This window comes from Nocardiopsis sp. NPDC055879, assembly GCF_053615935.1.
On record NZ_JBSHCT010000015.1, the window covers coordinates 98,217 to 123,697 of the forward strand.

Annotated in this window: 23 protein-coding genes; 8 read left to right on the forward strand and 15 right to left on the reverse strand. The window is 69.6% G+C overall.

Annotated features, from left to right (window positions below; genetic code table 11):
• Nucleotides 1–48 precede the first annotated feature (48 nt).
• Nucleotides 49–756 (forward strand): GntR family transcriptional regulator, encoded by a 708-nt coding sequence (locus ACWGKS_RS19130; RefSeq protein WP_358510214.1) that lies wholly within the window; start codon nucleotides 49–51, stop codon nucleotides 754–756.
• Between the two features lie 52 nt (nucleotides 757–808).
• Nucleotides 809–1,594, forward strand: coding sequence for an aminotransferase class IV (locus tag ACWGKS_RS19135; RefSeq protein ID WP_452523442.1), 786 nt, complete (start codon nucleotides 809–811; stop codon nucleotides 1,592–1,594).
• On the opposite strand, the gene ACWGKS_RS19140 is transcribed toward ACWGKS_RS19135, so the two are convergent.
• The 4 genes from ACWGKS_RS19140 to ACWGKS_RS19155 form a co-directional block, all read right to left on the reverse strand.
• Nucleotides 1,591–3,750: an MMPL family transporter gene (locus tag ACWGKS_RS19140; protein WP_452523394.1), complete on the reverse strand. Its 2,160-nt coding sequence runs from the start codon at nucleotides 3,748–3,750 to the stop codon at nucleotides 1,591–1,593. The two genes, ACWGKS_RS19135 and ACWGKS_RS19140, sit on opposite strands and share 4 nt — an antisense overlap.
• A gap of 121 nt (nucleotides 3,751–3,871) precedes the next feature.
• Nucleotides 3,872–5,344 (reverse strand): SDR family oxidoreductase, encoded by a 1,473-nt coding sequence (locus tag ACWGKS_RS19145; RefSeq protein WP_452455325.1) that lies wholly within the window; start codon nucleotides 5,342–5,344, stop codon nucleotides 3,872–3,874.
• Nucleotides 5,345–5,349: 5 nt separating this feature from the next.
• Nucleotides 5,350–6,048: a DUF4383 domain-containing protein gene (locus ACWGKS_RS19150; protein WP_358510205.1), complete on the reverse strand. Its 699-nt coding sequence runs from the start codon at nucleotides 6,046–6,048 to the stop codon at nucleotides 5,350–5,352.
• 187 nt (nucleotides 6,049–6,235) lie between these two features.
• The gene (locus ACWGKS_RS19155) at nucleotides 6,236–7,453 is read right to left on the reverse strand and encodes a lycopene cyclase family protein (protein WP_358510202.1); all 1,218 of its coding nucleotides are present in this window, start codon (nucleotides 7,451–7,453) and stop codon (nucleotides 6,236–6,238) included.
• Nucleotides 7,454–7,517: 64 nt separating this feature from the next.
• Here ACWGKS_RS19155 and ACWGKS_RS19160 point away from each other — a divergent pair, with 64 nt between their 5' ends.
• Together ACWGKS_RS19160 and ACWGKS_RS19165 are read left to right on the forward strand one after the other, a co-directional pair.
• Nucleotides 7,518–8,264, forward strand: coding sequence for a class I SAM-dependent methyltransferase (locus tag ACWGKS_RS19160; RefSeq protein ID WP_358510199.1), 747 nt, complete (start codon nucleotides 7,518–7,520; stop codon nucleotides 8,262–8,264).
• On the forward strand, nucleotides 8,261–9,835 hold the full coding sequence (locus ACWGKS_RS19165) for an FAD-dependent oxidoreductase (protein ID WP_452523397.1): 1,575 nt from the start codon (nucleotides 8,261–8,263) through the stop codon (nucleotides 9,833–9,835). The genes ACWGKS_RS19160 and ACWGKS_RS19165 overlap by 4 nt, the downstream gene beginning before the upstream one ends.
• Here ACWGKS_RS19165 and ACWGKS_RS19170 read toward each other — a convergent pair.
• From ACWGKS_RS19170 to ACWGKS_RS19185, 4 genes are all read right to left on the reverse strand, one after another.
• A complete protein-coding gene (locus ACWGKS_RS19170) occupies nucleotides 9,799–10,806 on the reverse strand; it encodes a DUF5914 domain-containing protein (protein ID WP_358510196.1) in 1,008 nt (335 codons plus the stop codon). The two genes, ACWGKS_RS19165 and ACWGKS_RS19170, sit on opposite strands and share 37 nt — an antisense overlap.
• 11 nt (nucleotides 10,807–10,817) lie before the next feature.
• Nucleotides 10,818–11,756: a phytoene/squalene synthase family protein gene (locus ACWGKS_RS19175; protein WP_358510193.1), complete on the reverse strand. Its 939-nt coding sequence runs from the start codon at nucleotides 11,754–11,756 to the stop codon at nucleotides 10,818–10,820.
• A complete protein-coding gene (gene crtI / locus ACWGKS_RS19180; protein ID WP_358510283.1) occupies nucleotides 11,753–13,219 on the reverse strand; it encodes a phytoene desaturase family protein in 1,467 nt (488 codons plus the stop codon). The genes ACWGKS_RS19175 and crtI overlap by 4 nt, the downstream gene beginning before the upstream one ends.
• A gap of 93 nt (nucleotides 13,220–13,312) precedes the next feature.
• Nucleotides 13,313–14,374, reverse strand: a complete 1,062-nt coding sequence (locus ACWGKS_RS19185) for a polyprenyl synthetase family protein (RefSeq protein ID WP_358510280.1) — start codon at nucleotides 14,372–14,374, stop codon at nucleotides 13,313–13,315.
• Nucleotides 14,375–14,593: 219 nt separating this feature from the next.
• On the opposite strand from ACWGKS_RS19185, the gene ACWGKS_RS19190 reads away from it, so the two are divergent.
• From ACWGKS_RS19190 to ACWGKS_RS19200, 3 genes are all read left to right on the forward strand, one after another.
• Nucleotides 14,594–15,142 carry a MarR family winged helix-turn-helix transcriptional regulator gene (locus tag ACWGKS_RS19190; protein ID WP_452455319.1) on the forward strand — a complete coding sequence of 183 codons (549 nt, stop codon included), beginning with the start codon at nucleotides 14,594–14,596 and terminating at the stop codon, nucleotides 15,140–15,142.
• A 282-nt stretch (nucleotides 15,143–15,424) separates the two neighbouring features.
• Nucleotides 15,425–17,080 carry a BCCT family transporter gene (locus tag ACWGKS_RS19195; protein WP_452523444.1) on the forward strand — a complete coding sequence of 552 codons (1,656 nt, stop codon included), beginning with the start codon at nucleotides 15,425–15,427 and terminating at the stop codon, nucleotides 17,078–17,080.
• A complete protein-coding gene (locus ACWGKS_RS19200) occupies nucleotides 17,077–17,544 on the forward strand; it encodes an Hsp20/alpha crystallin family protein (RefSeq protein WP_358510190.1) in 468 nt (155 codons plus the stop codon). The genes ACWGKS_RS19195 and ACWGKS_RS19200 overlap by 4 nt, the downstream gene beginning before the upstream one ends.
• A gap of 82 nt (nucleotides 17,545–17,626) precedes the next feature.
• On the opposite strand, the gene ACWGKS_RS19205 is transcribed toward ACWGKS_RS19200, so the two are convergent.
• The 4 genes from ACWGKS_RS19205 to ACWGKS_RS19220 all read right to left on the reverse strand — a co-directional run bounded on the left by ACWGKS_RS19205 (nucleotide 17,627) and on the right by ACWGKS_RS19220 (nucleotide 23,171).
• Nucleotides 17,627–18,961, reverse strand: a complete 1,335-nt coding sequence (locus ACWGKS_RS19205; protein WP_358510187.1) for a M16 family metallopeptidase — start codon at nucleotides 18,959–18,961, stop codon at nucleotides 17,627–17,629.
• Between the two features lie 104 nt (nucleotides 18,962–19,065).
• Nucleotides 19,066–21,366: a polyribonucleotide nucleotidyltransferase gene (locus ACWGKS_RS19210; RefSeq protein ID WP_452523400.1), complete on the reverse strand. Its 2,301-nt coding sequence runs from the start codon at nucleotides 21,364–21,366 to the stop codon at nucleotides 19,066–19,068.
• A 296-nt stretch (nucleotides 21,367–21,662) separates the two neighbouring features.
• Nucleotides 21,663–21,932, reverse strand: coding sequence for a 30S ribosomal protein S15 (gene rpsO / locus ACWGKS_RS19215; RefSeq protein WP_358510181.1), 270 nt, complete (start codon nucleotides 21,930–21,932; stop codon nucleotides 21,663–21,665).
• A gap of 276 nt (nucleotides 21,933–22,208) precedes the next feature.
• Complete coding sequence (locus tag ACWGKS_RS19220; RefSeq protein ID WP_358510178.1) at nucleotides 22,209–23,171, reverse strand: bifunctional riboflavin kinase/FAD synthetase; 963 nt, start codon at nucleotides 23,169–23,171, stop codon at nucleotides 22,209–22,211.
• 275 nt (nucleotides 23,172–23,446) lie between these two features.
• Here ACWGKS_RS19220 and ACWGKS_RS19225 point away from each other — a divergent pair, with 275 nt between their 5' ends.
• Complete coding sequence (locus tag ACWGKS_RS19225) at nucleotides 23,447–23,713, forward strand: hypothetical protein (RefSeq protein ID WP_358510176.1); 267 nt, start codon at nucleotides 23,447–23,449, stop codon at nucleotides 23,711–23,713.
• An 18-nt stretch (nucleotides 23,714–23,731) separates the two neighbouring features.
• Here the strand turns inward: ACWGKS_RS19225 and truB are convergent, their stop codons facing one another.
• From truB to ACWGKS_RS19240, 3 genes are read right to left on the reverse strand one after another with little or no spacing between them, the layout of a single operon-like run.
• Nucleotides 23,732–24,619 carry a tRNA pseudouridine(55) synthase TruB gene (gene truB, locus ACWGKS_RS19230; protein ID WP_358510173.1) on the reverse strand — a complete coding sequence of 296 codons (888 nt, stop codon included), beginning with the start codon at nucleotides 24,617–24,619 and terminating at the stop codon, nucleotides 23,732–23,734.
• Nucleotides 24,620–24,679: 60 nt separating this feature from the next.
• Nucleotides 24,680–25,117, reverse strand: a complete 438-nt coding sequence (gene rbfA / locus ACWGKS_RS19235) for a 30S ribosome-binding factor RbfA (RefSeq protein ID WP_358510170.1) — start codon at nucleotides 25,115–25,117, stop codon at nucleotides 24,680–24,682.
• 2 nt (nucleotides 25,118–25,119) lie between these two features.
• Nucleotides 25,120–25,416: a DUF503 domain-containing protein gene (locus ACWGKS_RS19240; protein WP_358510168.1), complete on the reverse strand. Its 297-nt coding sequence runs from the start codon at nucleotides 25,414–25,416 to the stop codon at nucleotides 25,120–25,122.
• Between the last annotated feature and the right edge of the window lie 65 nt (nucleotides 25,417–25,481).

Below are 25,481 nucleotides of genomic sequence, written 5' to 3' on the forward strand. Positions count from 1 at the left end.
GGCACCACCGCGCCCCACCGGGCGTGGACGAACAGCGGGGGGCAACCTGTGACGGCGACCGACGACCACATCGACCGGCTGCCCACACCCGCGATGGTGCGCGCCACCAGCCAGGCCGAACGCGTCGCCGACATGCTCCGCGCCTTCGTCATCGACGGTGAGCTGGCACCCGGCGTACGCCTGTCCGAGGAGAAGCTCAGTCGCAAGTACCAGGTCTCCCGGAACACGTTGCGCGAGGCGTTCCGATTGCTGAGCCGGGAGCGTCTGCTGGTGCACCGCATGCATCGGGGCGTGTTCGTGGCCCACCCCACCGGCGAGGACGTGCGGGACCTGTTCAACGCCCGTCGTGCCCTGGAACTGCCCGCCGTGCGCGGGGCCGCGCACGCACCGGAACCCCTGATCAGGTCGGTCGGCGCGGCCGTCGAAGCGGGCGAGCAGGCACGCGCCGAGTCCGACTGGTGGCGTATGGGCAGCGCCAACATGCACTTCCACGAGGCGCTGGGGGCACTGGCCCAGAGCGCCCGGGTCGACGAGTTCATGCGCCAGGTCCTGGCCGAGACGCGGCTGGTCTTCCACGTGATGGCCGCGCCCCGTGAGTTCCACGACCCCTACCTGCCCTGGAACCGGAGGATCCACCTGGCGTTGACGGCCGGGGACACGGAGGCCGCCGCCGAGGAACTGTCGGAGTACCTGGCCACCTCGGAGGAACAGCTGACCACGGCCTTCACCGAGATGGAACGGGCCGCCCGGGACTGAGCCGGCCGACTCCCCTCCCAGCGGGTTCCGAAGTGTCAGAATGGGCCGCGTGATGGAACTGAACGGACGTCCCGTCAGCACGGGGGAACTCTCCGGTCTGGCCCTCCAGGGTTACGGACACTTCACGACCATGCTGGTCACGGATCTGCGCGTACGCGGTCTGCGGCTGCACGCCGAACGGTTGAGCCGCGACTGCGAGACCCTCTTCGGTACCGACCTCGACATCGCGCGCGTGCGCGAGCTCGCCCGGCGCGCGGCGCGTGCCCGCCCCTCTCCCTCGATCGTGCGGGTCACCGTGTTCGATCCGGCCCTGGACCTGGCCCGGCCGGCGGATCGTTCACTGCCCCAGGTCCTCGTCACCACCCGGCCCGCGCCGACCTCCGAACCCGAACCGGTGCGCCTGGGCATCCGGTCCTTCTCCCGGGACAGCCCGACGGTGAAGAGCACCTCGCTGTTCGGGTCGATCCGGCAGCGTCGCGCCGCGCAGGTGGACGGGTTCGACGACGCGCTCTTCGTCGGGATCGACGGTCGGATCTCGGAGGGGCCGACCTGGAACATCGGGTTCCTGGACGGGTCCGGGTTGGTGTGGCCACAGGCCCCCTGTCTGCCCGGGGTGACCATGGAGTTGGTGAGTCGGGCCGCCCAGACCCTGGGCATCCCGGTCTCCACCCGACCACTGGCGGCGGTCGCGGCCACTCGGGTGGCGGGGGCGTTCATCACCAACGCCACCACGGGGGTGCGTCCCGTGGCGGCGTTGGACGGTGTGCACCTGCCCCGCCCTCGGCTGCTGGGCAGACTCGCCCACGCCTACCGAGAACTGGCGGGTGACCCCCTCTAACCGACGTTCTCGCCGGACTCGGCGTCCTCGGTGGCGGGTCCGCGTCCGGCGCGGCCGGGCCACCACAGGCGCGGTCCCACGTCCAGGGAGAGCGCCGGGATGAGCACGGAGCGCACGAGCAGGGCGTCGACCAGCACGCCGAAGGCGACCAGGAACGCCAGCTGCAACAGGAACAGCAACGGGATGACCGCGAGCGCCGCGAAGGTCGCCGCCAGCACCACGCCGGCGGAGGTGATCACCCCGCCGGTGACGGTGAGGGCCCGCAGGACGCCCTCCCGGTGTCCGTGGCGGAGCGTCTCCTCCCGGGCCCGCGACATCAGGAAGATGCTGTAGTCGATACCGAGCGCGACCAAGAACACGAACGCGAACAGCGGCACCACAGGGTCGGCCCCGGGCAGCTTCAGGACGTGGTCGAACACCAGGGTGCCCACACCGAGCGCGGTGGCGAACGAGAGCACGTTGACCGCCATCAGCAGCAGCGGCGCCACCAGGGAGCGCAGCAGCGGGATCAGTACCAGGAACACCACGACCAACACCAAGGGGACCACGACCACGAAGTCGCGCTGGGCGGTCTCGCGGGTGTCGAGGGCGGTGGCGTCCACCCCGCCGACCACGGCCTCGGCGCCCGCTACCTCGCGCACGTTCTCCCGCAGCTCCCCGACCTCGTCGAGGGCGGCGGTGGTCTCGGAGGCCACCGCCAGTTCGACCTCGATCAGCACCCGCCCGTTCTCCACCAGGACGGGGGCGTCCACCCCGGGCGGACCCGGTTCGGTCACCGCCGTGGCGCTTTCCACACCCGGGGTGTCCTCGGCGGCGGCCACGACCTCCTCCAGGTGATCGGCGTCGGCGATCACCGTGGTGGGCGCGGCGCTGAAGTCGGGGCCGAAGCCGCGGTCGAGGGCGTGCTGCCCTTCGACCGCCTCGACCTCGGTGCGGAACACGTCGGCCTGGCCGGTCCCCTCGGCGGTGAACTGGGGCGCGAACACCGCGGCGGCGAGCAGCAGGCCGGTGGTCGCGAGCCAGAAGGTACGCGGGCGTCCCGCCACGCCTCGGGCGAGCCGTCCCCAGAACGGGTGCTGTTCCAGGACCCGGTCGATGCTCTGCCCCTCCTGGTTCACCCGGTGCGGGGCGGTGGGCCAGAAGGCGGCGCGTCCGCACAGTGCCAGGGCGGCGGGCAGGAAGGTCATCGCGGAGAGCATCGCGGCGACGATGCCGATGGCGACGACGGGTCCGAGACTGCTGGTGGAGTTGAGGTCGGCGGCCAGCAGGCAGAGCAGGCCGAGGATGACGGTGCCACCGGAGGCCAGGACGGGGCCGGTGACGCCGCGGATGGCGGCGAGCACGGCCGTGGGAACCCGATCGGTGGTGGCGAGCTCCTCCCGGTAGCGGGCCACGAGCAACAGCGCGTAGTCGGTACAGGCGCCCACCACCAGGATGAACAGGATGCCCTGGCTCTGGCCGTTGAGGGTGACCAGTCCGATGTCGGCGGCCAGGTAGACCAGCGCGCCGGACAGTCCGAGGGCGAGCAGGGAGGCGACGATGACCAGGATCGGCAACAGCGGTGAGCGGTAGACCGCGATGAGGATGACCAATACGGCGGCGACCGCGACCAGCAGCAGGGTGGAGTCGATACCGCCGAAGGCCGCGACGAGGTCGGCGGCGTATCCGGCCGGCCCGGTGACCTGGACGGTGAGTCCGTCGACGGGCTCGTCGGCGATCAGCGCGCGCAGCTCGTCCACCGTGTCGCGGGTGTCGTAGGTGTTGTCGACGAGGACGACGAGTTGGGCGACGGAGGCGTCCTCCGTGCCGGGGACGGGTCCGATGACCTCGCCGGAGACCCAGGGCTCCTCACCGATCCGTTCGGCCAGGGCCGTGGCGTCGGCGAGTTCGGCGTCGTCGAGGTCGTCATCACCGGAGATGACGACGATGGCCGGGACGGTCTCGGAGCGGTCGAAGTCCTCGGCGAGCCGGTCGGCCTCGGTGGATTCGGCACCGGCCGGAAGGAAGGCGGCGGGGTCGTTGGTCTGGACCTCGCCGAGTTTGCCGAGGAAGGCTCCGAGCGGACCCGCTCCGAGAATCCACACCAGGGCGACCAGAAGGGCCGCCCCCACCCACCGACGTGACCGCCGAGGCGACTGTTCCGGTCGTGTACTCACGGTCGGATGTCCTTCCACGATCGAGAAGCTTGACTAGAAAACAGAGCTTCTTGGATTACTAGCAAATTCTGGCATTACGCTACCGCACCCTGACCAATGCTCTTCACCGTGGGCTCCTCGCCTACTTCGCGGAGTCGTGTTCGGCCCGGGCCGCGATGTTGGCGGCCATCGATCCGAACACCACCCCGTGGAAAGGCTGCACCGCCCGCCAGTACAGGTGTCCCGTCAGCCCACGGGGATGGAAGACGGCCCGTTGGTGATACACCGTTCTCCCCCGCACCCGGGCCACACCCAGTTCCAACCAGGCCGGACCGGGCAACCGCATCTCCGCACGCAACCGCAGCAACGCGCCGGGGACGATCTCCTCCACGCGCCAGAAGTCCAGTGAGTCCCCCACCCGCAGACGTCGAGGATCCCGGCGACCGCGACGCGGCCCCACCCCTCCCACGGCCAGGTCGATCCATCCTCGGGCCGCCCAGGCGAACGGCCACGAGTACCAACCCCGGTCCCCACCGATCCCCTCGATCACCCGCCACACGTCCTGGGCCGAAGCGTCCACGACCCGGGCTCGGCGATCGATGTACAGGCTGCCCCCGGACCAGTCGGGATCGGTGGGCAGCGGGTCCGAGGGGGCGCTGGGCCAGGCCGCCGACGACCAGCGGGTGTCCACCCTGTCCTCGTCGATCCTGCGCAAGGCCAACGCCACCGCCCGATCGAACCCGATCCGTTCGTGGTCGTCCACCAGGTCGGACAGTTCGTCCCGTTCGACCACCGCGTCATGGCGTAGCGACTCCACCAGGGGACGCGCCACAGCGGGTGGAACCGGCGTGACCAGACCCACCCACAGACTCGAAAGCCCGGGCGACAGGACCGGCACCGGAAGGATCAGCCGACGGGCCAGACCCGCCTCGGCGGCGAAACGCTCGATCATCTCCACGTAGTCGAGCACCTCGGGTCCACCGATGTCGAAGGCCCGATCGGTGCCGGCCGGCAGCGTGTCGGCCAGAACCAACAGTCGCAGCACGTCGCGGACGGCGATCGGCTGCACCCGGCTGCGCACCCACCGAGGCGTGGTCATGACAGGCAACCGCTCGGTGAGGTGCCGCAGCATCTCGAAGGAGGCCGACCCCGAACCGAGGATCACCGCGGCGCGCAACACCACGGTGGGCACCGGCCCGGCCCGAAGGAGGTCGGCGACCTCCTTGCGCGAGGCCATGTGCGCGGACAACTCCTGTCCTCGTGGGGCGAGTCCGCCCAGGTAGACCACCCGGCCGACACCCGCCTCTCCCGCCGCACGGGCGAAGACGCGGGCCCCCTGCGCGTCGACGCTCTCGAAGTCGCCTCCCTTGCCCATGGAGTGCACCAGGTAGTAGGCGACGTCGACTCCGTTCAGGGCCTCGTCGAGCCCCTCCCCCGAGACCACGTCGCCGCGCGCCACCTCGACCCGTTCCCGCCAGGGGTGGTCACGGAGTTTCTCCGGGCTTCGAGCCAGGCAGCGCACCCGGTATCCGGCCTCCAGCAGTTCGGGGACCAGTCGGCCACCGATGTACCCGCTGGCGCCGGTGACCAGTGCCAGACGCCGCCTCTCGACCACGGTGCTCATTCGTCGGGCCGGCTACGGCGGTGGCGACCGGGTGACTTCAGCGCGCTCGCGCCGTCGGGCCCGCCCTGGCGTCCGGCCTCGTGTCCGGCCCGGTAAACGAGGTCGTCGCCCTCCCTGGCACGCGGCGCACCGTCCTCATCTCGGGCCGACGCGCCCTCGTCCTCGGCTCGCGGAGCCGGCACCCGTCTCTGGTCGTGTGTCTCCCGGTCCCGACGCCGGGCCTCCCGGTCCCCGTGACGGGCCTCCCGATGCCGATGGAAGGGGTTGTCCTCGTCCAGGCCGCCACTGAACCGGCCGTACATGCCGAAGGTCATCACCAGCAGACCCACCACGAAGCTGAAGATGACGTTGGGCATCGAGAAGGCCAGGATGTTGAAGTCGGTGCTCATCAGGAAGAGGTTGACGAGGCCGCTCGCGACGAACGCGACACCGACCACGACGCACACGGTGGAGGCGAAGGTTCCGCCCAACACCATCGCGCCCACCAGCAACGAGCCGATGGCGATCGAGATGAAGCTCAGCGCCCCGTTGGTGGACAGTCCGGCGATCACCTCGCCCTGGGTATCGAACAGCGGAAGTCTGATCATCAGCCCCGCGATACCGAACCCGATCAGGACCAGACCGGTGAGCCCGGCACCGATCCGGTAGACGAGATCGAGCCGCCGATCCGCCCGTCGTTCGGTGTGCAGTCGCATGTCGCCGCCCCTTTCGATTCGGCCGGAGCGGGCCGGCCCCGGACTCGGGAGGTACGACCCCGGAAGGCCCGGGTGGTCCGTCCCGTTTCCGCCGTCGCGTGACCCCAGGATTCCCCGAACGCATCCCTCCCAACCGGACGGAAGCACACTCGCCCCTCACGAGTAATCGCAGGTCACAGCGGCGCGATCACCCGTTGGCCCCTCCGGTGACCCACCCGGCCCCGCCGACACGAGTGCGCAGGGTGTGCCACAGGTGGTCGAGGGTGGTCCGGGACATGGCCGCCACCGGGGTGGTCAGCCCCATACGGAGCTCCGTCGGCAGGCGGGAGGCTCCGTCCAGGAAGGCCAGCACGTCGCCGAGTCGGTTGCCGGCGAAGAGGCGCTCGAAGAAGTCGGCGCCCGCCACCCGTCCGCCGTCCAACGCCGCGAGCATGATGGCGTCCATGGTCAGGTGGCGGGAACGATGCGGGACCGGGGGCACCGGCGTCCGGTCGGCGGCCAGGGCCCGGGCCACCGCCGCGGTCTGTCGGGCCACTCCGCTGAACGTGTAGCCGGTGGAGGGACGGGTCGCGCCACCCGCGGTGCCGATGCGGAACAGACGCCGTCCGGTCCGGGTCGGGAAGGGGGCGTCGGTCATCGGGATGACACCCTGTTCCGTGGCGGTGACCTCGAACTCCCCCAGTCCTGCCCGGGCGCAGTAGTCGGTGAGGGCCCTCTCGTACTCCGCTGTGGTCAGGGCGGTGCGGCCGAACTCGGTGTACTCCACCAGCGCCTCGCGCGAGGACAGCGGCAACACGTAACCGAAGGCGACGCCGGTACGGGGTTGCTCCGGGCGCAGGTCCATGAGGATGGCCGACCCCGGATCGAGGCTCTCGCGTGGCAGGTGCACGAACCAGCCCCGAAAGTGCTGGAGCAGGGTGGTGCGTCCACCCGGGGGCAGGGCCGGGGGACGGGAGTCGAAGACCCAACGGGCCGTCAGGGCCACCTCGGTGCCGTCGGGTTCGGTGGCGTGGACCGTGGCGTGCTCGGGCCCGTCGACCAGCCCCGTCACGTACAGCGCCCGCGTCCGGAGGTGCTCGTCGGCGTGGTCACGGACGTGGGCCGCCATGTCGGCCGAGCGCAGCATCTTGTACACGTAGGGATCGGCCGGGGAACGGTACTCGGTACCACCGGCCCCCACCACGGTCAGGTCGCGCCACCGCGCCGTCAACAGGTCGTCCCAAGGCCCTCCGGCCGGTTCCCAGAAGCACCAGGTGCGCGGGGGCGGTGTGTGCTCTCCCACGGGAGGCTCCAGCAGAGCCGTGCGCAGGGGGCGCCCGCGTCGTTCGTTGACCATGCCCATGCGGTGGGAGAGGGTGAGCCCCGCGGCTCCCCCGCCGATGATCACCACGTCGTAGTCGGTCATGGTCCCAGCTTGCCGGGGCCCTCGGGAGAACGCGAGAACATCGACGATCACACGTGGGAGCACCATGACCACCACGACGGGCCGGATGAAGACCGGAGCGGTCACCGACGAGTTCGATCACGCGGCGGGCGCCTATGACCGGCTGGTCGGCGCCAACCCGGGTTACCACCGGGATCTGCGCGCGTCGGTGCGGCGGCTGCGGCTACCGGACCAGGGCGAGGGAATGCGTCTGCTGGATCTGGGCTGCGGAACCGGCGCCTCCACGGCGGCGTTGCTCGACGCCGCGCCCAAGGCCCGGATCGTGGGGGTGGACGCCTCCCAGGGCATGCTCGACGCCGCACGGGCCAAGACCTGGGACGGCGACGTCGTCTTCCACCGGGCCCGGGCCGAGGAACTGTCCCCCGCCCGGGTGCACGAGTGGGTGGGCGGGCCGGCGGACGCGGTGTTCGGCGCCTACCTGATCAGAAACGTGCCCGACCCCGAGACGCTCCTCCGGTCGGTCTTCCAGGTACTGCGCCCGGGAGGGCGGTTGGCCCTGCACGAGTACTCGGTGGCCGATTCACCGTCCGCGCGGGCGGTGTGGACGGCGGTGTGCTGGGGGATCATCATCCCCTCCGGTAGGGCGCTGGCCGGGCGGTCCGACCTGTTCCGTTACCTGTGGCGCAGTGTGCTGGAGTTCGACGGCAGGCGGGAGTTGCTCGCGCGCATGCGGGCCACCGGACTGGAGTCGGTGGCCAGTGCGCCGTTGCCGGGATGGCAATACGGGATCACGCACACCTTCGTCGGTTCCCGCCCGGGAGGCGTCTGGTGAGCGGCGACGTCCACGACTCCGCGGCCGAGGCGCTCCCGGCGCCCGAACCCGTGGGTCCACGCCCGGAGCACACTCCCCGTGTGGCGGTGGTGGGCGGTGGCATCGCCGGACTCGCCACCGCCCGTGCCCTGGTCGAACGCGGGATCGAGGTGACGGTCCTCGAACGCGAGGAAAGTCTGGGCGGGCGGCTTCGCGGCTGGGACACCACCCTGGCCGACGGCTCCACGGCGACGATGAGCCGCGGCTTCCACGCCTTCTTCCGGCAGTACTACAACCTGCGCGCACTGCTACGTCACGGCGACCCCGAACTCTCCGCCCTGGTGCCGTTGACGGACTACCCGTTGGTGCACGCCTCGGGTGCGGCCGACCGTTTCTCCGGGCTTCCGAGCACACCGCCCTGGAACGCGGCCGTGCTGGCCGCGACCAGCCGCAGCTTCCCGGTCCGGGAGTTGGCCGGGGTGAACGTGCCCGCCGCCCTGCAACTACTGGACGTGGACGTACCGGGTGTGTACGAACGCCTGGACCACTTGAGCGCCCGTGACCTGTTGGAGGTGACCCGCTTCCCCCGTACCGCCCGCCACCTGGCCTTCGAGGTCTTCAGCCGCAGCTTCTTCGCCCCGCCCGAACACCTGTCGGCGGCGGAGATGGCGGTGATGTTCCACATCTACTTCCTCGGTTCCTCCGAGGGGCTGGTGTTCGACGTGCCGCGCGCCCCCTTCCCGCAGGCGTTGTGGAACCCTCTCGCCGAACGTCTGTGCGCGGACGGGGTGGTCTTCCGCTACGGGGCTCGGGTGGAGGGGGTCGCCCCCGTGGCCCCGGCCGGGGCCACGGTGACCTGGACCGACCAGGCCGGTGGGCGGAGCGAGCGCTTCGACGGGGTGGTGCTGGCCACCGACCCGGGCGGCCTGCGCGAGGTGGTGGCCCGATCACCGGAGCTCGGCGACGGGAGCTGGCGCAGGCGAGTGGCGGCGCTGCCCTCGGCACCGCCGTTCCTGGTCTCCCGCTACTGGTTGGACCGGCCGGTGCGCGCGCATCGACAGGCGTTCCTGGGCACCGCCGGTCACCCCACCCTGGACAACGTCAGCGTGTTGGAGCGCTACGAGGACCAGGCGGCCGAGTGGGCACGGCGCACCGGTGGTTCGGTCGTGGAACTGCACGCCTACGCGCTGCCGCAGGGATGTGATCCGACGGCCGAGCGGGTGTCGCTGTGGAAACAGGCCCTGGCGGTCTATCCCGAGCTTCGCGAGGCGGGGGTGGTGGACGCCCGACACGAACTGCGTCAGGATTGTCCCCTCTTCCCACCGGGCGGCCACGGCCAACGCTGCGCGGTGACCACCCCCGATCCGTGGCTGGTGGTGGCCGGGGACCACGTACGGGTGGATCTTCCGGTGGCGTTGATGGAACGCGCGGCCACCAGTGGCGTACTGGCCGCCAACGCCTTGCTCGCCCGGTGGGGGCTGCGGGGACACACCGTGTGGAGTGTGCCCCGGCGGGGCCGGTTCGCGCCGCTGCGTGCCCTGGCCCGGTCCCTACGTCAGCCGGGCCACCGCCCGGAGGCGCGCAGCAGGTAGCGGCGTTCGGCGTAGGCGAGGTCGTCGCGCCACAGGCGGCGGGCGGCCATGCGCATCACCGGCCGGACCGCACCGGCGAGCCTGCGCGCGAACGCGAATCCGGTGCGGTCGGAGGACGCGACCGTCGCCTCGATGACGGCGGTGCGCGGTACCCCTCGTTCGTCCACGCCCAGCGGCGTGGCGTGGGTCTCCACCACACTGCCCTCCCCCTCGCCCTCGATGATGCGCATGACCACCGTGCGCGGTTCCGGGCAGACGAACTCCGCGCGCACGGGCACACCCCACCGACCGGCCACCTTGAAGCCCACGTCCACCACCATCCGGTCGGGGTCGGGGTCGGGACCGCTCGATGTCTCGGTGACCCGCAACCCCACGAAGGAGTAGGGGTGGAACCAGGAGCCGTGCCAGGGGTCGAGCCGGTTGGCGACCACGTCCTCGGGTTCGCACCGGCCCGCCATGCTCTCCACCGCGGCGATGCCGCGAGCGGGATCGGGACGTTCGGGCACCACGGGTGCCTTCAGCGGTTCCTCACCGCCCACCTGGTCCAGTCGTACCCACACCAGCACTCCGTCGTCGTGGGCGGGGTGGGGGCTCCAGCCGGGGAAGCCCTCGGAGCCCAGGGACAGGCCATGCCAGCGGCACACCAGACGCCCCCGGTCCACCGCGCCCCGGCACAGGGGCGCGCCCAGGTGCGGGCAGGCTCCCGGACCGGCGTGCACGGACCCGTCCGCGGTACGCCAGGCCACCAGTTCGGTGCCGGCCACCATCCGACCGAAGGGGCGGTCACGGCGCACCTCCTCGGAGGCGGCCAGTACGTACCAGTTGCCGGACGGGCGGGCCAGGGCGCGTTTGAGCGCGGACCCGATCACCCCCGGGGACGCCTCCCGCCAGGTCGGTTCCTGACGGGACCAGGTGCCCTTGGGCATACGGCGCAGTGGGATCCGCCGAGGTTCGGGGTCGGGCAGCGTCATCTGCGATCTCCTCAGGGGACGGCCCTCGCCCACAGTGAGCGGGCCAGGGCGGGCAGGGCCGACGCCATCTTGCGCGTGTCGGACACCCGGTGGCGGACACTCCACACGTCGAAGTCCGCCGCACCGATCTCGTCCAGGATGGCGCGATAGAGCCGGAAGGCGGTGGCGACACACGGACGGGCGACGGGTTCGAGCATCGCCACCCCGGGTTCGGCCAGGCGATAGAGGTCCTGGTTGACCTCCACCAGTTCGGCGATGGCCCGGCACACCCGCGGGTCCGGGGTTCGCGCCCGGGCGCAGTGCTCGAGAAGGGCGCGATCGACCCGGTGCGCGGCGAGGACGTCGGTGGGCAGGTACACCCGTCCGCGCCCGAGGTCCTCGGCCACGTCACGCAGGAAGTTGGTGAGTTGGAAGGCCTCGCCCAGGGCGGCGGCGTGCGGTGCGGCCTCGCTCCGGGGCGTGACCGTGCCCAGCACCGGCAGGACCTGGAGTCCGATCACCGCGGCCGAGCCGTACATGTACTCGCGCAGGTGGTCGAGGTCGCGGTATTCGGTCGTCTCCAGGTCCATGCGCATGGAGGACATGAAGGCGGTGAAGTGCTCGGCGGGCAGTTCGTAGCGGTCCACGGTGTGCGCCAGGGCGCGCAGCACCGGTTCGTCCGGTTCGGATCCCGCCAGGCCCAGGGCCAGGTCGGCGTCGACGCGGTCCAGACGTGAACGTCGGTCCTCGACGGTGGTCCCGGGCTCGGGTTCGTCGACGATGTCGTCCACCCAGCGGGCGAACCCGTAGAGCGCGTGGATGCCGGGGCGGCGTTCGGGTGGCAGCACCCGGGTGGCCGTGTAGTAGGTGCGGCCATGGTGGGCGTGCAGGTCGCGGCAGCGCAGGTAGCCGTCGCGCAGACGTCGCGAGGTGATCCCGGCCGCGTTCAGTTCGGCGATGGCCCTGTTCATCGTCGCCCCCGTCGTGTCGACGCGGCCAGCACTCGCGCGGCCGCCAGTTTTCCCGAGATCAGCACCGTGGGCAGCCCCACGCCCGGGGTGGTGCCGCAACCGGCGAGGACGGCGTTGGTGGTGCCGGCCAGGACGTTGCGGGGCCGGAACGGGCCGGTCTGGGCGAAGGTGTGCGCCAGGGAGAACGGGGTGCCGCGAGCCATGCCCTGGCGGGCCCAGTCGGCGGGGGTGACCATCCGCTCGGCTCGGATCGAGGCGTCGAGACCGGTCAGCCCGCGTTCTTCGAGGGTTCCGATGAGTTCGTCCCGGTAACGCGGACCCTCCCGGTCCCAATCGATGTCGCCCGCGTCGAGGTTGGGTGCGGGCGCCAGGACGTAGAGCAGGTGGTGGCCGTCCGGGGCCAGGGAGGGGTCGGTGAGCGTGGGTTGGGTGACCAGCAGCGAGGGATCGCTCATCGTGCGGCCTCGGTCGATGATCTCGGTGAAGGTGCGTTCCCACTGGTGGCCGAACGAGATGGTGTGGTGGGACAGGTGCTCCCACGTGCGGTCGGTGCCCAGATGGAGCACGACCGCCGAGGGCGAGAAGCGGTGCGGGACCAGGCGTTGGGGCCGGCGTCCCAGGAGACGGTGGGCGGTGGGCAGGTCCACGGTCAGCACGACCTGGTCGCAGGCCACGCGTTCGCCCTGGTCGGTCACCACCGCGGTGACCCGATCCCTCGATCGTTCCAGGCGTGTCACGGACTCCCCGTAGCGCAGACGCGCCCCGGCCTTGGCCGCCGCCCCCGCCATGGCCTCACCGATCGCACGCATCCCACCTCGCGGGAAGTGGACGCCCGCGATGGTGTCCATGTAGGCGATGACGGCGTAGGCGGCCAGGGCGCGTTCGGGTGCCACCCCCGCGTAGAGGGACTGGAACGAGAAGACGCGGCGCAGGCGCTCGTCCTTGATGTGCCTGCCGACCGCGGGCGCCAGACGGCCGAAACCGCCCAGGGCGGCCAGCCGGACCAGGTCGGGGCCGAGCAGGTCCAGGGGCGAATCGAAGTCGGCGTCGATGAACGAGCGCATCTCCACCTCGTAGAGGCGGGTGAGCCACTCGCGCAGGCGCAGGTAGCCCACGGCTTCGCGGGTTCCGGCGACCCGGGCCACCTCGGTGGTCATGCGACGGCGGTCGGTGTGCACGTCGATGGTGGTGCCGTCGGCGAAGTTCGCCCGGTAGGCGGGTGCCAGCGGCATGAGGTCGAGACGGTCGCGCAGGCCCTCCCCGACCGCGGCGAAGGCCTCGTCGAGGAGTTCGGGCATGGTCAGGACGGTGGGTCCGGTGTCCACCCGGAAGCCGTCCATGTCGAGGCGGCCCGCGCGTCCGCCCGGGTACTCCTCACGTTCGACGATCACCACGTCGCGACCGGCGCCCAGCAGGTGCAGGGCGCATGAAAGGCCGGACAGGCCGGCGCCCACGACGACCACGGGGGCGCGGCCGGTTCGCGCAGGGCCCGAAGGCCGGGTCGGAGTCGCGTCAGGGTTCACGGGTTCCACCTATGAGCGTGTTCGGGTTCGGGCTCAAGTACGCGCCGCGGTGTCGGCGAAGCCGGTCAGGCCTTCGCGCACGGCCGGGTCGAGGTCGAGGTGGGCGATGTGGCCCACGCCCCGGTCGGCCAGGGCACGGCAGCGTCGTCGTACCAGGTCGCGTGCGCCCAGACGGTCGAGGACGTGTGCGACCTCTACCGTGTCCACCGGGCCGGCGCCGACGCGTTCCAGCAGCTCCAGGGCGGCACTGTCGCCGTGTTCCCGCGCCAGGTCGACGCCGGTCGCGAGGAGCATGGTGTTCGTGCCCTGTTCGAGGTCCTCCCCCGGCGCCTTCCCGGTTCGGGACGGATCACCGTAGATGTCCATGAGGTCGTCGCGGAGTTGGAAGGCCACGCCCACGTCGGCGCCGTAGTCGCGCAGCGCCGACCTGGTCGTGGACGGGGCTCCCGCCATGACGGCGCCCAGGTGCAGGGGACGCTCGACGGTGTAGGAGGCGGTCTTGAGTCGGTCGGTCCGCAGGGCGACGCCCACCGAACGTTCCGCGCGCGCTTGGGAACGCAGGTCGAGGTACTGACCGACCATCACCTCGGTGCGCATGTCGCGCCACACCCGATGGGCCTCGCTCCTTGTGGGGAGGTCGTCGATGGACTCGTGGAGCAGGTCGTCGGCCCAGACCAGGGCGAGGTCTCCGGTGAGGATCGCCATGGACTCGCCGTAACGCGCCGGTTCGCCCCGGTAGGACCGTGATCGGTGGTCGGCGGTGTGGACGGCGTGCTGGGAGGGGTCTCCCCGCCTGGTGGGGGCGGAGTCCATCACGTCGTCGTGGATCAGGGCGAAGGTCTGGAGCAACTCCAGAGCGGAGGCCGCGGACAGCGCCGCGCGTGCCCGGGGCCCATGGGACGGACCACCACCGGCGAGCCAGCCCCACCAGGCCAGTGTGGACCTGAGTCGTTTGCCGCCCAGGGTGAAGGAGACGATTCGGTCGGCCAGATCACGGGCGCAGTCCGGATCGAGGAGGCCCACCTCCCGGACTCGCGGCTCCAGGTGTCGGTGCAGGAGGTCGCCGACGGCCGCGCGGACCCCGCCCAAGTCCATCGGCGGTGGTCGCCACTCCGTTCGTGGTGCTTCCGTCTTGAAGTCGACGATGACACTCTCCTCTGGGAAGGCCACTTGGGCGCTTTGTCTCGTTTTACGTGATTCTCATAAAACGAACTATTACACATCGCATAGACTCTGGGCCACCCAACACTTCGAGCCCCCGTAAACTCGATGGCAGTGACCGGAAGGCCCGATCATCGTGACGCTGGGAGATGGATGAACACCGCGCCCAGAATCCGCTTCACCGGGCCCGAGGGGTCCGAGGCCACCGAGGTGGAGGCGCCCATGACCGAAACGGCCGATCCCCGCGCGGACCTGTACTCGTCTCTACAGACCGATGGCCAACAGCTGGCGGTACAGCTGGTGCGGTTGCTGCACCGGATGTCGGAACGCTCGGGCATGAACCCCACCGACTTCCAGTGCTACACGCTGCTGCGCGTGGCCGGTTCCATGACCCCCGGAGAGATCGCGGACAGCCTGTGCCTGTCCACGGGTTCGGTGACGGGTGTGATCGACCGGATGGAGGCGCACGGCCTGGTCGAGCGCACCCCTCATCCACTGGACCGGCGCAAGGTGGCGGTGCGCCTGGTGACGGGGGCCGAACAGCTGGCCACGAGCACCGCCGTGGGGATGCGCGACACCATGACCGCCATGCACGAGGACTACTCCGTGGACGAACTGAAGGTGATCGTGGGCTGGGTGAACAGGGTGAACGACACCCTGGAGGGCCTCATCGCCCAGCGCTCCCCACGCCGCTCGGGCTGACCCCTCCCGGCCGCTCCACCCCCGCCGGCTCCTTCCTCTCCCCTGTCTCCCCTCCTGTCTGGAACCCGGCAACTACCACATCACCCGCTTTGTCGGAACTCTCCGTGTTGTGACGGTTGCTTTACTCCTAGGGAAGAAAGCCTCTACCATCCCACGGGACCCATTCATGGCCGGAGGCAGGAACCGGCACCCCCGACCCCCGACCGACGGGGCTGGGAAGGAGCAACCATCTCAACCCTGCGCAGATACATCCGAGAACATACGAACCCACCGGTCTTCGCGATCTCCGGGATCGTGGTCGTCGTCTTCGTGGTTCTGGGGATCGCCCTCACCGATCCCCTCCTGGACGCCGCGGGTACGGCACGTGACTGGATCGGCTCACAGCTGGGCTGGTTCTACGTCCTGTCCACGACCTTCTTCCTGGGCGCGGCGATCTTCCTGATGCTGAGCCGTTTCGGGAGCATCCGGCTCGGTCCGGACGACTCCAGGCCGGAGTTCGGCACCATCGCCTGGTTCGCGATGCTCTTCACCACCGGTATGGGTATCGGTCTGGTCTTTTGGGGTGTGGCCGAACCGGTCACCCACATGCACGAGCCGCGTGACTCGGCGCTGGCGCCCGTCGTACCCGAGGGCGGCGGTGAGGCGGTGCCCCAGGCCGACGCAGCCAGCACCGCGCTCGCCTCCAGCTTCTTCCACTGGAGCTTCCACCCGTGGGCGATCTACATCGCGTTGGGGTTGTCCCTGGGCTACTTCGCCTTCCGCAAGGGCCTGCCGCTACGCCCCGCATCGGCGCTGTACCCGCTGCTGGGCGACAAGGCCTTCGGCTGGCCCGGCAACCTGGTGGACATCCTGGCGGTGTTCGGGACCATCTTCGGTTTGGCGACCTCACTGGGTCTGGGCACCCTACAGATCAACAGTGGTCTGTCCGAGGTGTTCGGCATCGCCAACAACTCGCTCACCCAGTCGATCATCATCGTGGTCATCACCGGGATCGCCCTGTACAGCGTCGTCTCCGGGATCGACAAGGGCATGCGCCGGCTGTCGGTGCTCAACCTGTGGCTGGCGTTCATCCTCCTGGCGATCATCTTCGCCGTGGGGCCCAAGCTGTGGATCATCAGCACCATGGTCACCGGGGCGGGCGAATACCTGGGCAACCTGATCCCCTGGAGCATGTCCTTCCCGAGCCCGATGGCCGACGAGACCGCCGCCGACTTCACCACCGCCTGGAGCGTCTTCTACTGGGGATGGTGGATCTCCTGGGCGCCCTTCGTCGGCGTCTTCCTGGCCCGTATCTCCTACGGACGCACCATCCGTGAGTTCGTGCTCGGCGCGCTGTTCGGACCGGTACTGGTCTCCATCCTGTGGTTCGGGGTGTTCGGCGGCTCGGGCATGTACTACGAGTTGTTCGGCGACGGCGGCTTCATGGACGGCGACGAGTCCGACGCCGCCTACCACCTACTGGACGCGTTGCCGCTGGGCCCGATCGTCGCAGTGATCCTGTCACTGTTCCTCATCATCGTGGTGGCGATCTTCTTCATCACCTCCTCCGACTCCGGGTCGCTGGTGGTGGACATGCTCACCAACGGAGGCAGCACCAAACCGCTCAAGGTCCAGCGCGCCTTCTGGGCCATCAGCGAGGGTGCGGTCACGCTCATCCTGTTGGTCCTAGGTGGGGCCAGCGCCCTCGACGCGCTCCAAGCGGCATCGGTCGTCACCGGTCTGCCGTTCGCGGTGATCCTGATCTTCATGGTGTGGGGCCTGTTCAAGGCACTGTCCCAGGAACCCAAACCGGGGGCACCCAAGAGGATGCGTGCCGAGGATCGGCCCCCACCCGAACAACGAGGACGCTCCGGGAACATCCCCGTGGGCCACCGCGACCACGGCCGGACCGAACACCGCGGTGACGAGAACAATCCAGAGGAAGGTGAGGCCACGTGAGCCCCAAGAGGTTCAACAACCCCTTCCACGGGGTCATCGACATGATCACGGAGATGAACCGCATCTCCGACACCATGTCGTCGATCGAGACCAGCCAGGCCGGGGAACGCGAACGCGGCTTCGCCGACGCTTGGAGCCCGCCCACCGACATCCTGGCCCGCGGCCGGGACCTGGTGATCCGTTGCGAGGTCCCGGGGGTGTTCGAGGAGGACGCGGCGGTCACCTTCGAACACGGGGTCCTCACCATCAGCGGTGAACGCATGCGAGACGAGGAGGACGTCGTCTACTACTCCTCGGAACGCTTCATGGGCACGTTCCGACGGGAGATCAGCCTCCCGGAGGGCATCCGTGAGGAGGACATCGAGGCCAGCTACGGCGAGGGACTGTTGGAGATCGTCGTGCACGGGGCGGCCAACCAGCGCAAGGCCAAGACGATCAAGGTCTCCCGCCGCAGGCGCGGCTGAGACCGGACCGCGCACGTGCGACGCGGGCGGCGGGCCCCGTCGGAGGACCACCTCCGGCGGGGCCCGCCCCATCGAACGCTGCTTAGAAGACCCGGTCCTTCTCGTAGGGGCCGATGACCGCGAGGGCGCGCGGGCGGTCGAACAACTCCGCGGCGACCGCGGCGACGTCGTCCAGGGTGACGGCGTCGTACCGGGCCAGGTCCTCGTCGATGGAGAAGTGGCGCGGCTGCACCAGTTCGTGGGAGAGCAGGCGGCCCATGCGCGCGTTGGTGCCCTCACTGCCGAGCACCATGGCGCCCTGGATCTGGCCCTTGGCGCGGGTCAGCTCCTCCGGCGTGATACCGCCGGCGGCGACCTTCGCGAGCTCCTCGCGGCACACACCGATGACCTCGTCGGCCTTCTCCGGCAGGCAGCCCGCGTAGAGCTGGAAGGCGCCGGTGTCGGCGTAGGCGATGTGGTAGGCGTGCACGGCGTAGGCCAGGCCGCGCTTCTCCCGCACCTCCTGGAAGAGTCGCGAGGACATGCCGCCGCCCAGCGCGGCGCTGAGCAGGCGCAGCGCGTGCCAGCGCGAGTCGGTACGGGTGATGCCCTCCGACCCCAGGATGATGTGCGCCTGTTCGGTCTCCCGCGACTGCACGACGGTTCCGTCGTAGGTGCGGACCGGGCCGCCGACACCGCGCGGGCTCGACGGACGAGCGTCCCCGGCCGCGGCCAGACGCTCGGCGAAGATGGACCTGACCTGCTCCACGACCGCGTCGTGGTCGAGGCTGCCCGCGGCCGTCACGATGAGCTCGGAGGGCACGTAGGAGTCGCGGTACTGCTCGACGATGCGATCGCGCGGAAGGGCGTTGATCGTGTCGATGGTGCCCAGAATGGGACGACCCAGCGGGCTGTCACCGAAGAAGTGCTCGGCGAAGACGTCGTCCACCAGGTCGGAGGGCTCGTCCTCGTACATGGCGATCTCTTCGAGGATCACGCCGCGCTCGGTCTCCACCTCGCCCTCGTCCAGCACCGAGTTCGCGACCATGTCCCCGACCACGTCCACCGCCAGCGGCAGGTCACGGTCGAGCACCTTCGCGTAGTAGCAGGTGTGTTCCTTGGTGGTGTAGGCGTTGTGGTCGGCACCCACCCCGTCCAACAGCGCGGAGATCTCCAGCGCCGAACGGGTGTGGGTTCCCTTGAACAGCAGGTGCTCCAGGAAGTGCGCCGAACCCGCGTGCGCGGAGTCCTCGTCACGGGACCCGGTGCTGGCGGAGATGCCGAAGGCCGCGGAACGGCCCCCGGGGATGTGCTCGGTGACCACACGCAGACCACCGGGCAACACCGTCCGACGCGCCAGACCGGAACCGCCATCGGGCTCCAGCAGCGTGACGGTCGTGCCCGGCTCCTGCTCCGCGGCGGTGGGGACAGAACTCATGCAACCTTCTTCTTCGCGTCGAAACGTCCGGATGAGCATACGTACGACCGCGGGGCGGCCGCATCATCGAAGACGCGACCGCCCCGCGGAGGGGTGAGACTCGATCAGGTGTTCTCGGAACGCCCGCCCGAGCTACGACGACGGCGACGACGCGGGGCGCCCTCGCCCTTGTCCTCGTCGGACTTGTCGTCGTCCGGGGCGGAGTCCTCGGAGGGACCCTCGTTCTTGGCGGCCTCGGCCTCGACCACCTCGACCGGGACCAGGGACAGCTTGCCACGGTCGTCGATCTCGCGGATCTCGACCTGGATCTTCTCGCCGATGCTGATCACGTCGTCGAGGTTCTCGATCCGCTGGCCACCGTGCAGCTTACGGATCTGCGAGATGTGCAGCAGACCGTCCTTGCCGGGCAGCAGCGACACGAACGCACCGAAGGCGGTGGTCTTGACGACGGTACCCAGGTAGCGGTCGCCGACCTCGGGCATGGTCGGGTTGGCGATCTGGTTGATCGTGTCCCGGGCCGCCTCGGCGGAGGGGCCGTCGACGGCACCGATGTAGATGGTGCCGTCGTCCTCGATCGTGATGTCGGCGCCGGTGTCGTCCTGGATCGAGTTGATCATCTTGCCCTTCGGGCCGATGACCTCGCCGATCTTCTCCACCGGGACCTTCACCGTGAGGATCCGCGGAGCGTTCGGGCTCATCTCCGCCGGGCTCTCGATGGCCTCCTGCATGACGTCCAGGATGGCCAGACGGGCGCCGCGGGCCTGCTGCAGGGCCAGGGCCAGCTGCTCGGCGGGGATACCGTCGAGCTTGGTGTCCAGCTGCAGGGCGGTGATGAGGTCACGGGTACCGGCGACCTTGAAGTCCATGTCGCCGAAGGCGTCCTCGGCACCGAGAATGTCGGTCAGCGTGACGAACTGGTCGCCCTCACTGATCAGACCCATGGCGATGCCCGACACCATCTCCTTGAGGGGCACGCCGGCCGCCATCAGGGACATGGTGGAGGCGCAGACCGAACCCATCGAGGTGGAACCGTTGGAGCCGAGGGCCTCGGAGACCTGACGGATCGCGTACGGGAACTCCTCGCGGGAGGGCAGAACCGGCAGCAGGGCCCGCTCGGCCAGGGCGCCGTGCCCGATCTCGCGCCGCTTGGGCGAGCCCACCCGACCGGTCTCACCGGTGGAGTAGGGCGGGAAGTTGTAGTTGTGCATGTAGCGCTTGGTCTTGTCCGGGTTGAGCGTGTCAACCGTCTGTTCCATGCGCAGCATGTTCAGCGTGGTCACACCCATGATCTGGGTCTCACCGCGCTCGAAGAGGGCCGAGCCGTGCACGCGCGGCAGGATGCCCACCTCGGCGCTCAGCTGACGGATGTCCTTGGGGCCACGACCGTCGATGCGGACCTGGTCGCGCAGCACGCGCTCGCGCATGAGCTGCTTGCTCAGGCTGCGGAAGGCGGCGCCGAGCTCCTTCTCACGACCCTCGAAGGTCTCGGCCAGCTTCGCGACGGCCGATTCCTTGACCTTGTCGAGCTCGCCCTCGCGCTCCTGCTTGTCGGCGATGGTGAGCGCCTTGGCCAGGTCCTCGCGGACCGCGCCCTCGACGGCGGCGTAGACGTCGTCCTCGTAGTCGAGGAAGATCGGGAAGTCGCCCTGCTCACGGCTGGCCTGGTCGGCGACGGCCTGCTGGGCCTTGCACAGCACCTTGATGAAGGGCTTGGCGGCTTCGAGGCCCTCGGCGATGGTCTGCTCGTTGGGGCCGACGGCCCCTTCGGCGACCAGCTTCAGGGTGCGGGTGGTGGACTCGGCCTCGACCATCATGATCGCGACGTCACCGTCCTCCATCACACGGCCGGCGACGACCATGTCGAAGGTGGCGTTCTCCAGCTCGGAGTGGGTGGGGAAACCGACCCACTGGCCATCGATCAGGGCGACGCGCACGCCGCCGATCGGGCCGGAGAAGGGCAGCCCGGCGATCTGCGTGGACATCGAGGCCGCGTTGATGGCGACGACGTCGTACAGGTGCTCGGGGTGCAGGGCCAGGATCGTCTCGACGATCTGGATCTCGTTGCGCAGGCCCTTCTTGAAGGACGGACGCAGCGGCCGGTCGATGAGACGGCAGGTGAGGATGGCGTCCTCGGAGGGACGTCCCTCACGACGGAAGAACGAGCCGGGGATACGTCCGGCGGCGTACATCCGCTCCTCGACGTCCACCGTCAGCGGGAAGAAGTCGAGGTTCTCCTTGGGGCGCTTCGAGGCGGTGGTGGCCGACAGGATGACGGTCTCGTCGTCCAGGTAGACCGTGGACGAACCGGCGGCCTGACGGGCCAGACGGCCGGTCTCGAAGCGGATGGTGCGCGAGCCGAACTTGCCGTTGTCGATCACGGCTTCGGCAGAGTAAACGCCCTCCATGGGCGACCTCCTGATACACGGTCGGGACGCGTCGTCATCCGGGCGATGCCCAGAGGAATCGACGCCTACGTTCTCTCCCGCGTCGTGCCCCGGAGGTGATGCCGGCCGGTCATCGATCGAAGCCCGCGGCCCGTCGTACAGACAGGGCCCGAAGGCCACTACCGAGGACCGACCCCTGTTGGACCGGGGGAACGGCACGGGTGTGGTTCATGGTGCGGCGGTCGCGATCGACCGCCACTCCGGTTACACCTTACTAACAAAGAGGGAGCGGCCGAGGCCACTCCCTCCCGATTCACCTAGCGGCGGAGACCCAGGCGCTCGATCAGCGAGCGGTAGCGGGTGATGTCCTCCTTGGCGAGGTACTTCAGGAGACCGCGACGACGGCCGACCATCAGCAGCAGACCACGACGGCTGTGGTGGTCGTGCTTGTGGGTCTTGAGGTGCTCGGTGAGCTCGGTGATGCGGTGCGTGAGCAGCGCGATCTGCACCTCGGGGGAGCCGGTGTCACCTTCCTTGGTGCCGTACTCCGCGATGATCCTCTTCTTGCTGTCGGTGTCGATCGACACGACGCTCCTTCGCTCATGGTTCGGTACGCGGGGCGAACCCCGGCACGTGACAGGGGTCGGACACGGTGACCGCGCGTACGAACAGTCACCGTCGCGTGTGCTGTGCGCGGCAGGGCGCCGATGGCGTGACCCTGCCGCGTTCCCGTCGGTTCCATCGCCCCTTTGGGGACGGACCGGCCACGGGCACACGTGAACGTTTTCAGCTTACCGCAGTTCAGAGGGCGATCGGCCCGCGTCGGCGGTGATACCGGACTCTCCGGAGGTCAGGGGTCCGGGTCAAGGGGTGTGGTCGACCTCGGCGGTGAGGACCTCACGACAGCGGTCCACGTCCCGCCGCATCGCCACGATCAACTCGTCGATGTCGTCGAACCGTTCCTGCCCACGGATACGCGCGGTGAAGTCCACGACCATCGTCAGCCCGTACAGCTCCAGGTCGTCGCGGTCCAGCGCGTAGGCCTCCACCGTACGTTCGGCCCCGTCGAAGGTGGGGTTGGTGCCCACCGAGATGGCGGCGGGCCAACGCGTCTCGTGACCGGTGGCGGGTTCCAGGCGGCCGAGCCACCCCGCGTAGACACCGTCACCGGGCACCGCGGTGTCCGGTGGCAGGTCCATGTTGGCCGTGGGGAAGCCCAGGAGCTCCCGCCCGCGGGCCGCTCCGTGCACGATCTCTCCGATGACCCGGTGCGGGCGGCCCAGGAGCGCCGCGGCGCCGGCCACGTCGCCCTCGGCGAGGAGCTCGCGGATCCGGGTGGAGGTGATCGTCTCGCCCTCGGCCACCAGCTTCACCCCGTCCGCGCCGAACCCGAACTCCTCGCCCAGACGGGCCAGGGCGGCCACGTCGCCGGCGGCCCGATGCCCGAACCGGAAGTCCTCCCCCACCACCACGGCGACCGCTCCGAGACGGTCGACGAGGATCCGGCGGACGAACTCCTCGGGGCTCAGCGCGGAGAGTTCCTTGGTGAAGGGCAGCACGCACACCGCGTCGGCGCCCCGCTCCCCCAACAGTTCGACGCGGCGGTCCACCGGGGTGAGCACCGCGGGGGTACGGCCGCGCAGCACGTGTTCGGGGTGCGGATCGAAGGTGACCACGACCACCGGTAGGCCCAGATCGCGCCCATGGGCGACGGCGGAGGCCAAGATGGCCTGGTGGCCGCGATGCACACCGTCGAAGACACCGATCGCCACCACGGAGCGTCCCCGATCGGTGGGAATGTCGCCCAGCCCGTCCCATCTCCGCACGTTCGGCTCCCCTTGCTCGTCGAGATGTGATCCGGTCTCAAGCGTGCCATGGAGCCGGGGCGTGTTCCGCCACGCGGTCGGTGTGGGCCACCACACCGGCTCTGCCCCACGCGTTCCCCGAAATTCGACGCGGAACTTTCGAATAATCCGCACACAGTGCGTGACGGATCACTATCTTCACCCATGTGAGCAATACATCGACATCGACCCTCGACGGAGAAACCACCTGGTCGCGCACCGAACACGACGGTGGCATGCCGGGCAGCATAAGTGGCATGAGTGATGCTACTCAGAAGTATTCGATCACCATGCCCAGAGACATCGCCGAGCGGGCACGCTCCCGGAGTGGACCATCCGGTCTGTCCTCTTACGTTGCCGCGGCTGTGGCCAGGCAGCTTGAACGGGACAATCTCAACGACCTCATCGAAGAGATGCTGTGTGCCACGGCGTTGGCGTCTCCCGGACCGGTCACCATCCTCACTTCGGATCCTGACGACCTACGGAAGCTCTGTGGGGACAGAGCAACCGTCATCAAGATCTGAGGCAATCCTGAAGACCGGTCAGGCCGGTGCGAAGACGACGATCGGCTTCATGTGGCCGGGGCGGTTCTCGCCCAGTGCCACCACTGTGCCGTCCGGGGCGAACAGGCCCACGGGGCCCTCTCCCAGAGTGCTCTCACCGATGCGGTTGCCGTGCCGGATCGCGCGGGTCTCGGCCTCGTCCAGGGTGCGCACCGGGAACGCCGCCGCCACCGCCCGGGCCAGCGGAACCTGGGTGAACTCCTTGGCGAGTTCGTCCAGGGTGCGGGCCTGGGACAGGTCGTAGGGACCCACGCGAGTACGGCGCAGGGCGCAGAGGTGGCCGCCCACTCCCAGGTCCACACCCATGTCGCGGGCCAGCGAGCGGATGTAGGTGCCGCTGGAGCAGGTGACGACCGCGTCCACGTCGACGAACCCGCCATCGGGATCCGCCACGCGACGGATGTCGGTCACCTGGAACTCGGACACGGTGACCTCGCGAGCCTTGAGGGCCACTTCCTTGCCCTCGCGAGCCGACTTGTAGGCGCGCTTACCGTCCACCTTGATCGCACTGACCTGTGGTGGAACCTGTGAGATGACGCCGGTCAGCTTCGCGACGGCCGCTCGGATCGCGTCGTCGGTGACGGCGGAGGCGTCGATGCGCGCACCGGGCTCGCCCTCGGCGTCGTCGGTGTTGGTGACCAGGCCCAACCGGATGGTCGCCTCGTAGGTCTTCTCGGTCAGGGTCAGGTGGCCGAGAAGTTTGGTGCCCTTCTCGATCCCCAGCACCAGCACCCCGGTGGCCATCGGGTCCAGGGTGCCCGCGTGCCCCACACGTCGGGTGCGCGCCAGACCACGGGTCTTGGCGACCACGTCGTGCGAGGTCCAGTCCGCGGGCTTGTCAACGACCACGACGCCGCTCTCGGCCATGGTGCTCCTTCGAGGGAAGAAAGGGGGCGGGACGGCGACCGACGCCGCCGTCCCGGGTGGTCACTCGTCCTCGTCGTCCTCACGAGGGACCTTGTACGGGTCGGCCTCGCCCGCGGGCTTGGCTTCGGTGGCCCGCTGGGCCACCTCCTCGTCGGACTGACGCGCCTTGACCAGCAGTTCCTCGATGTGCTGGGCGTTCTCCTGCACGTCGTCGAGGACGAAGGCCAGGCTCGGCGTGTGCCGGATACCGGTCTGTTTGCCGACCTCGCTACGGATCACGCCCTTGGCGCTCTCCAGTGCGGCCGCGCTGGCCGCCTTTTCCTCGGGGGAACCGAACACCGTGTAGTACACCGTGGCGTCCCGCAGGTCAGCGGTGATGCGGGCGTCGGTCACGGTCACGAATCCCAGGCGCGGGTCCTTGATCCGCCGGTCCAGCATCTCGGCGACGATGCGCTGGATCCGGTCGGCGATCTTGCGCGCGCGTGCTGCGTCGACCATCGTCAGTCTTCCTCTTCGTTGAAGAGCCGCTGCCTGGCGGACAGCAGCTCCAGTTCGGGACGGCCCGCGACGAAACGCTCGCAGGTGTCCATCTGGTCCCTGGCATGGGCGGCCGTGGGAGCGACCACCGCGACACCGATCTTCGCCCGACGGTAGAGGTCTTGATCGCCCACCTCCGACACCGACACCGAGAACTTTCGGCGCAGCTCGGCGATGACCGGCCGGACCATCGAACGCTTCTGTTTGAGCGAGTGGACGTCTCCAAGGAGCACGTCCAGCGTCAACGCCCCAACGTACAAGTGATCACCTGTGGTGTTGTGTGAGCCGGCAAAGGCGGGGCCCCGGACACGATGGTCCGGGGCCC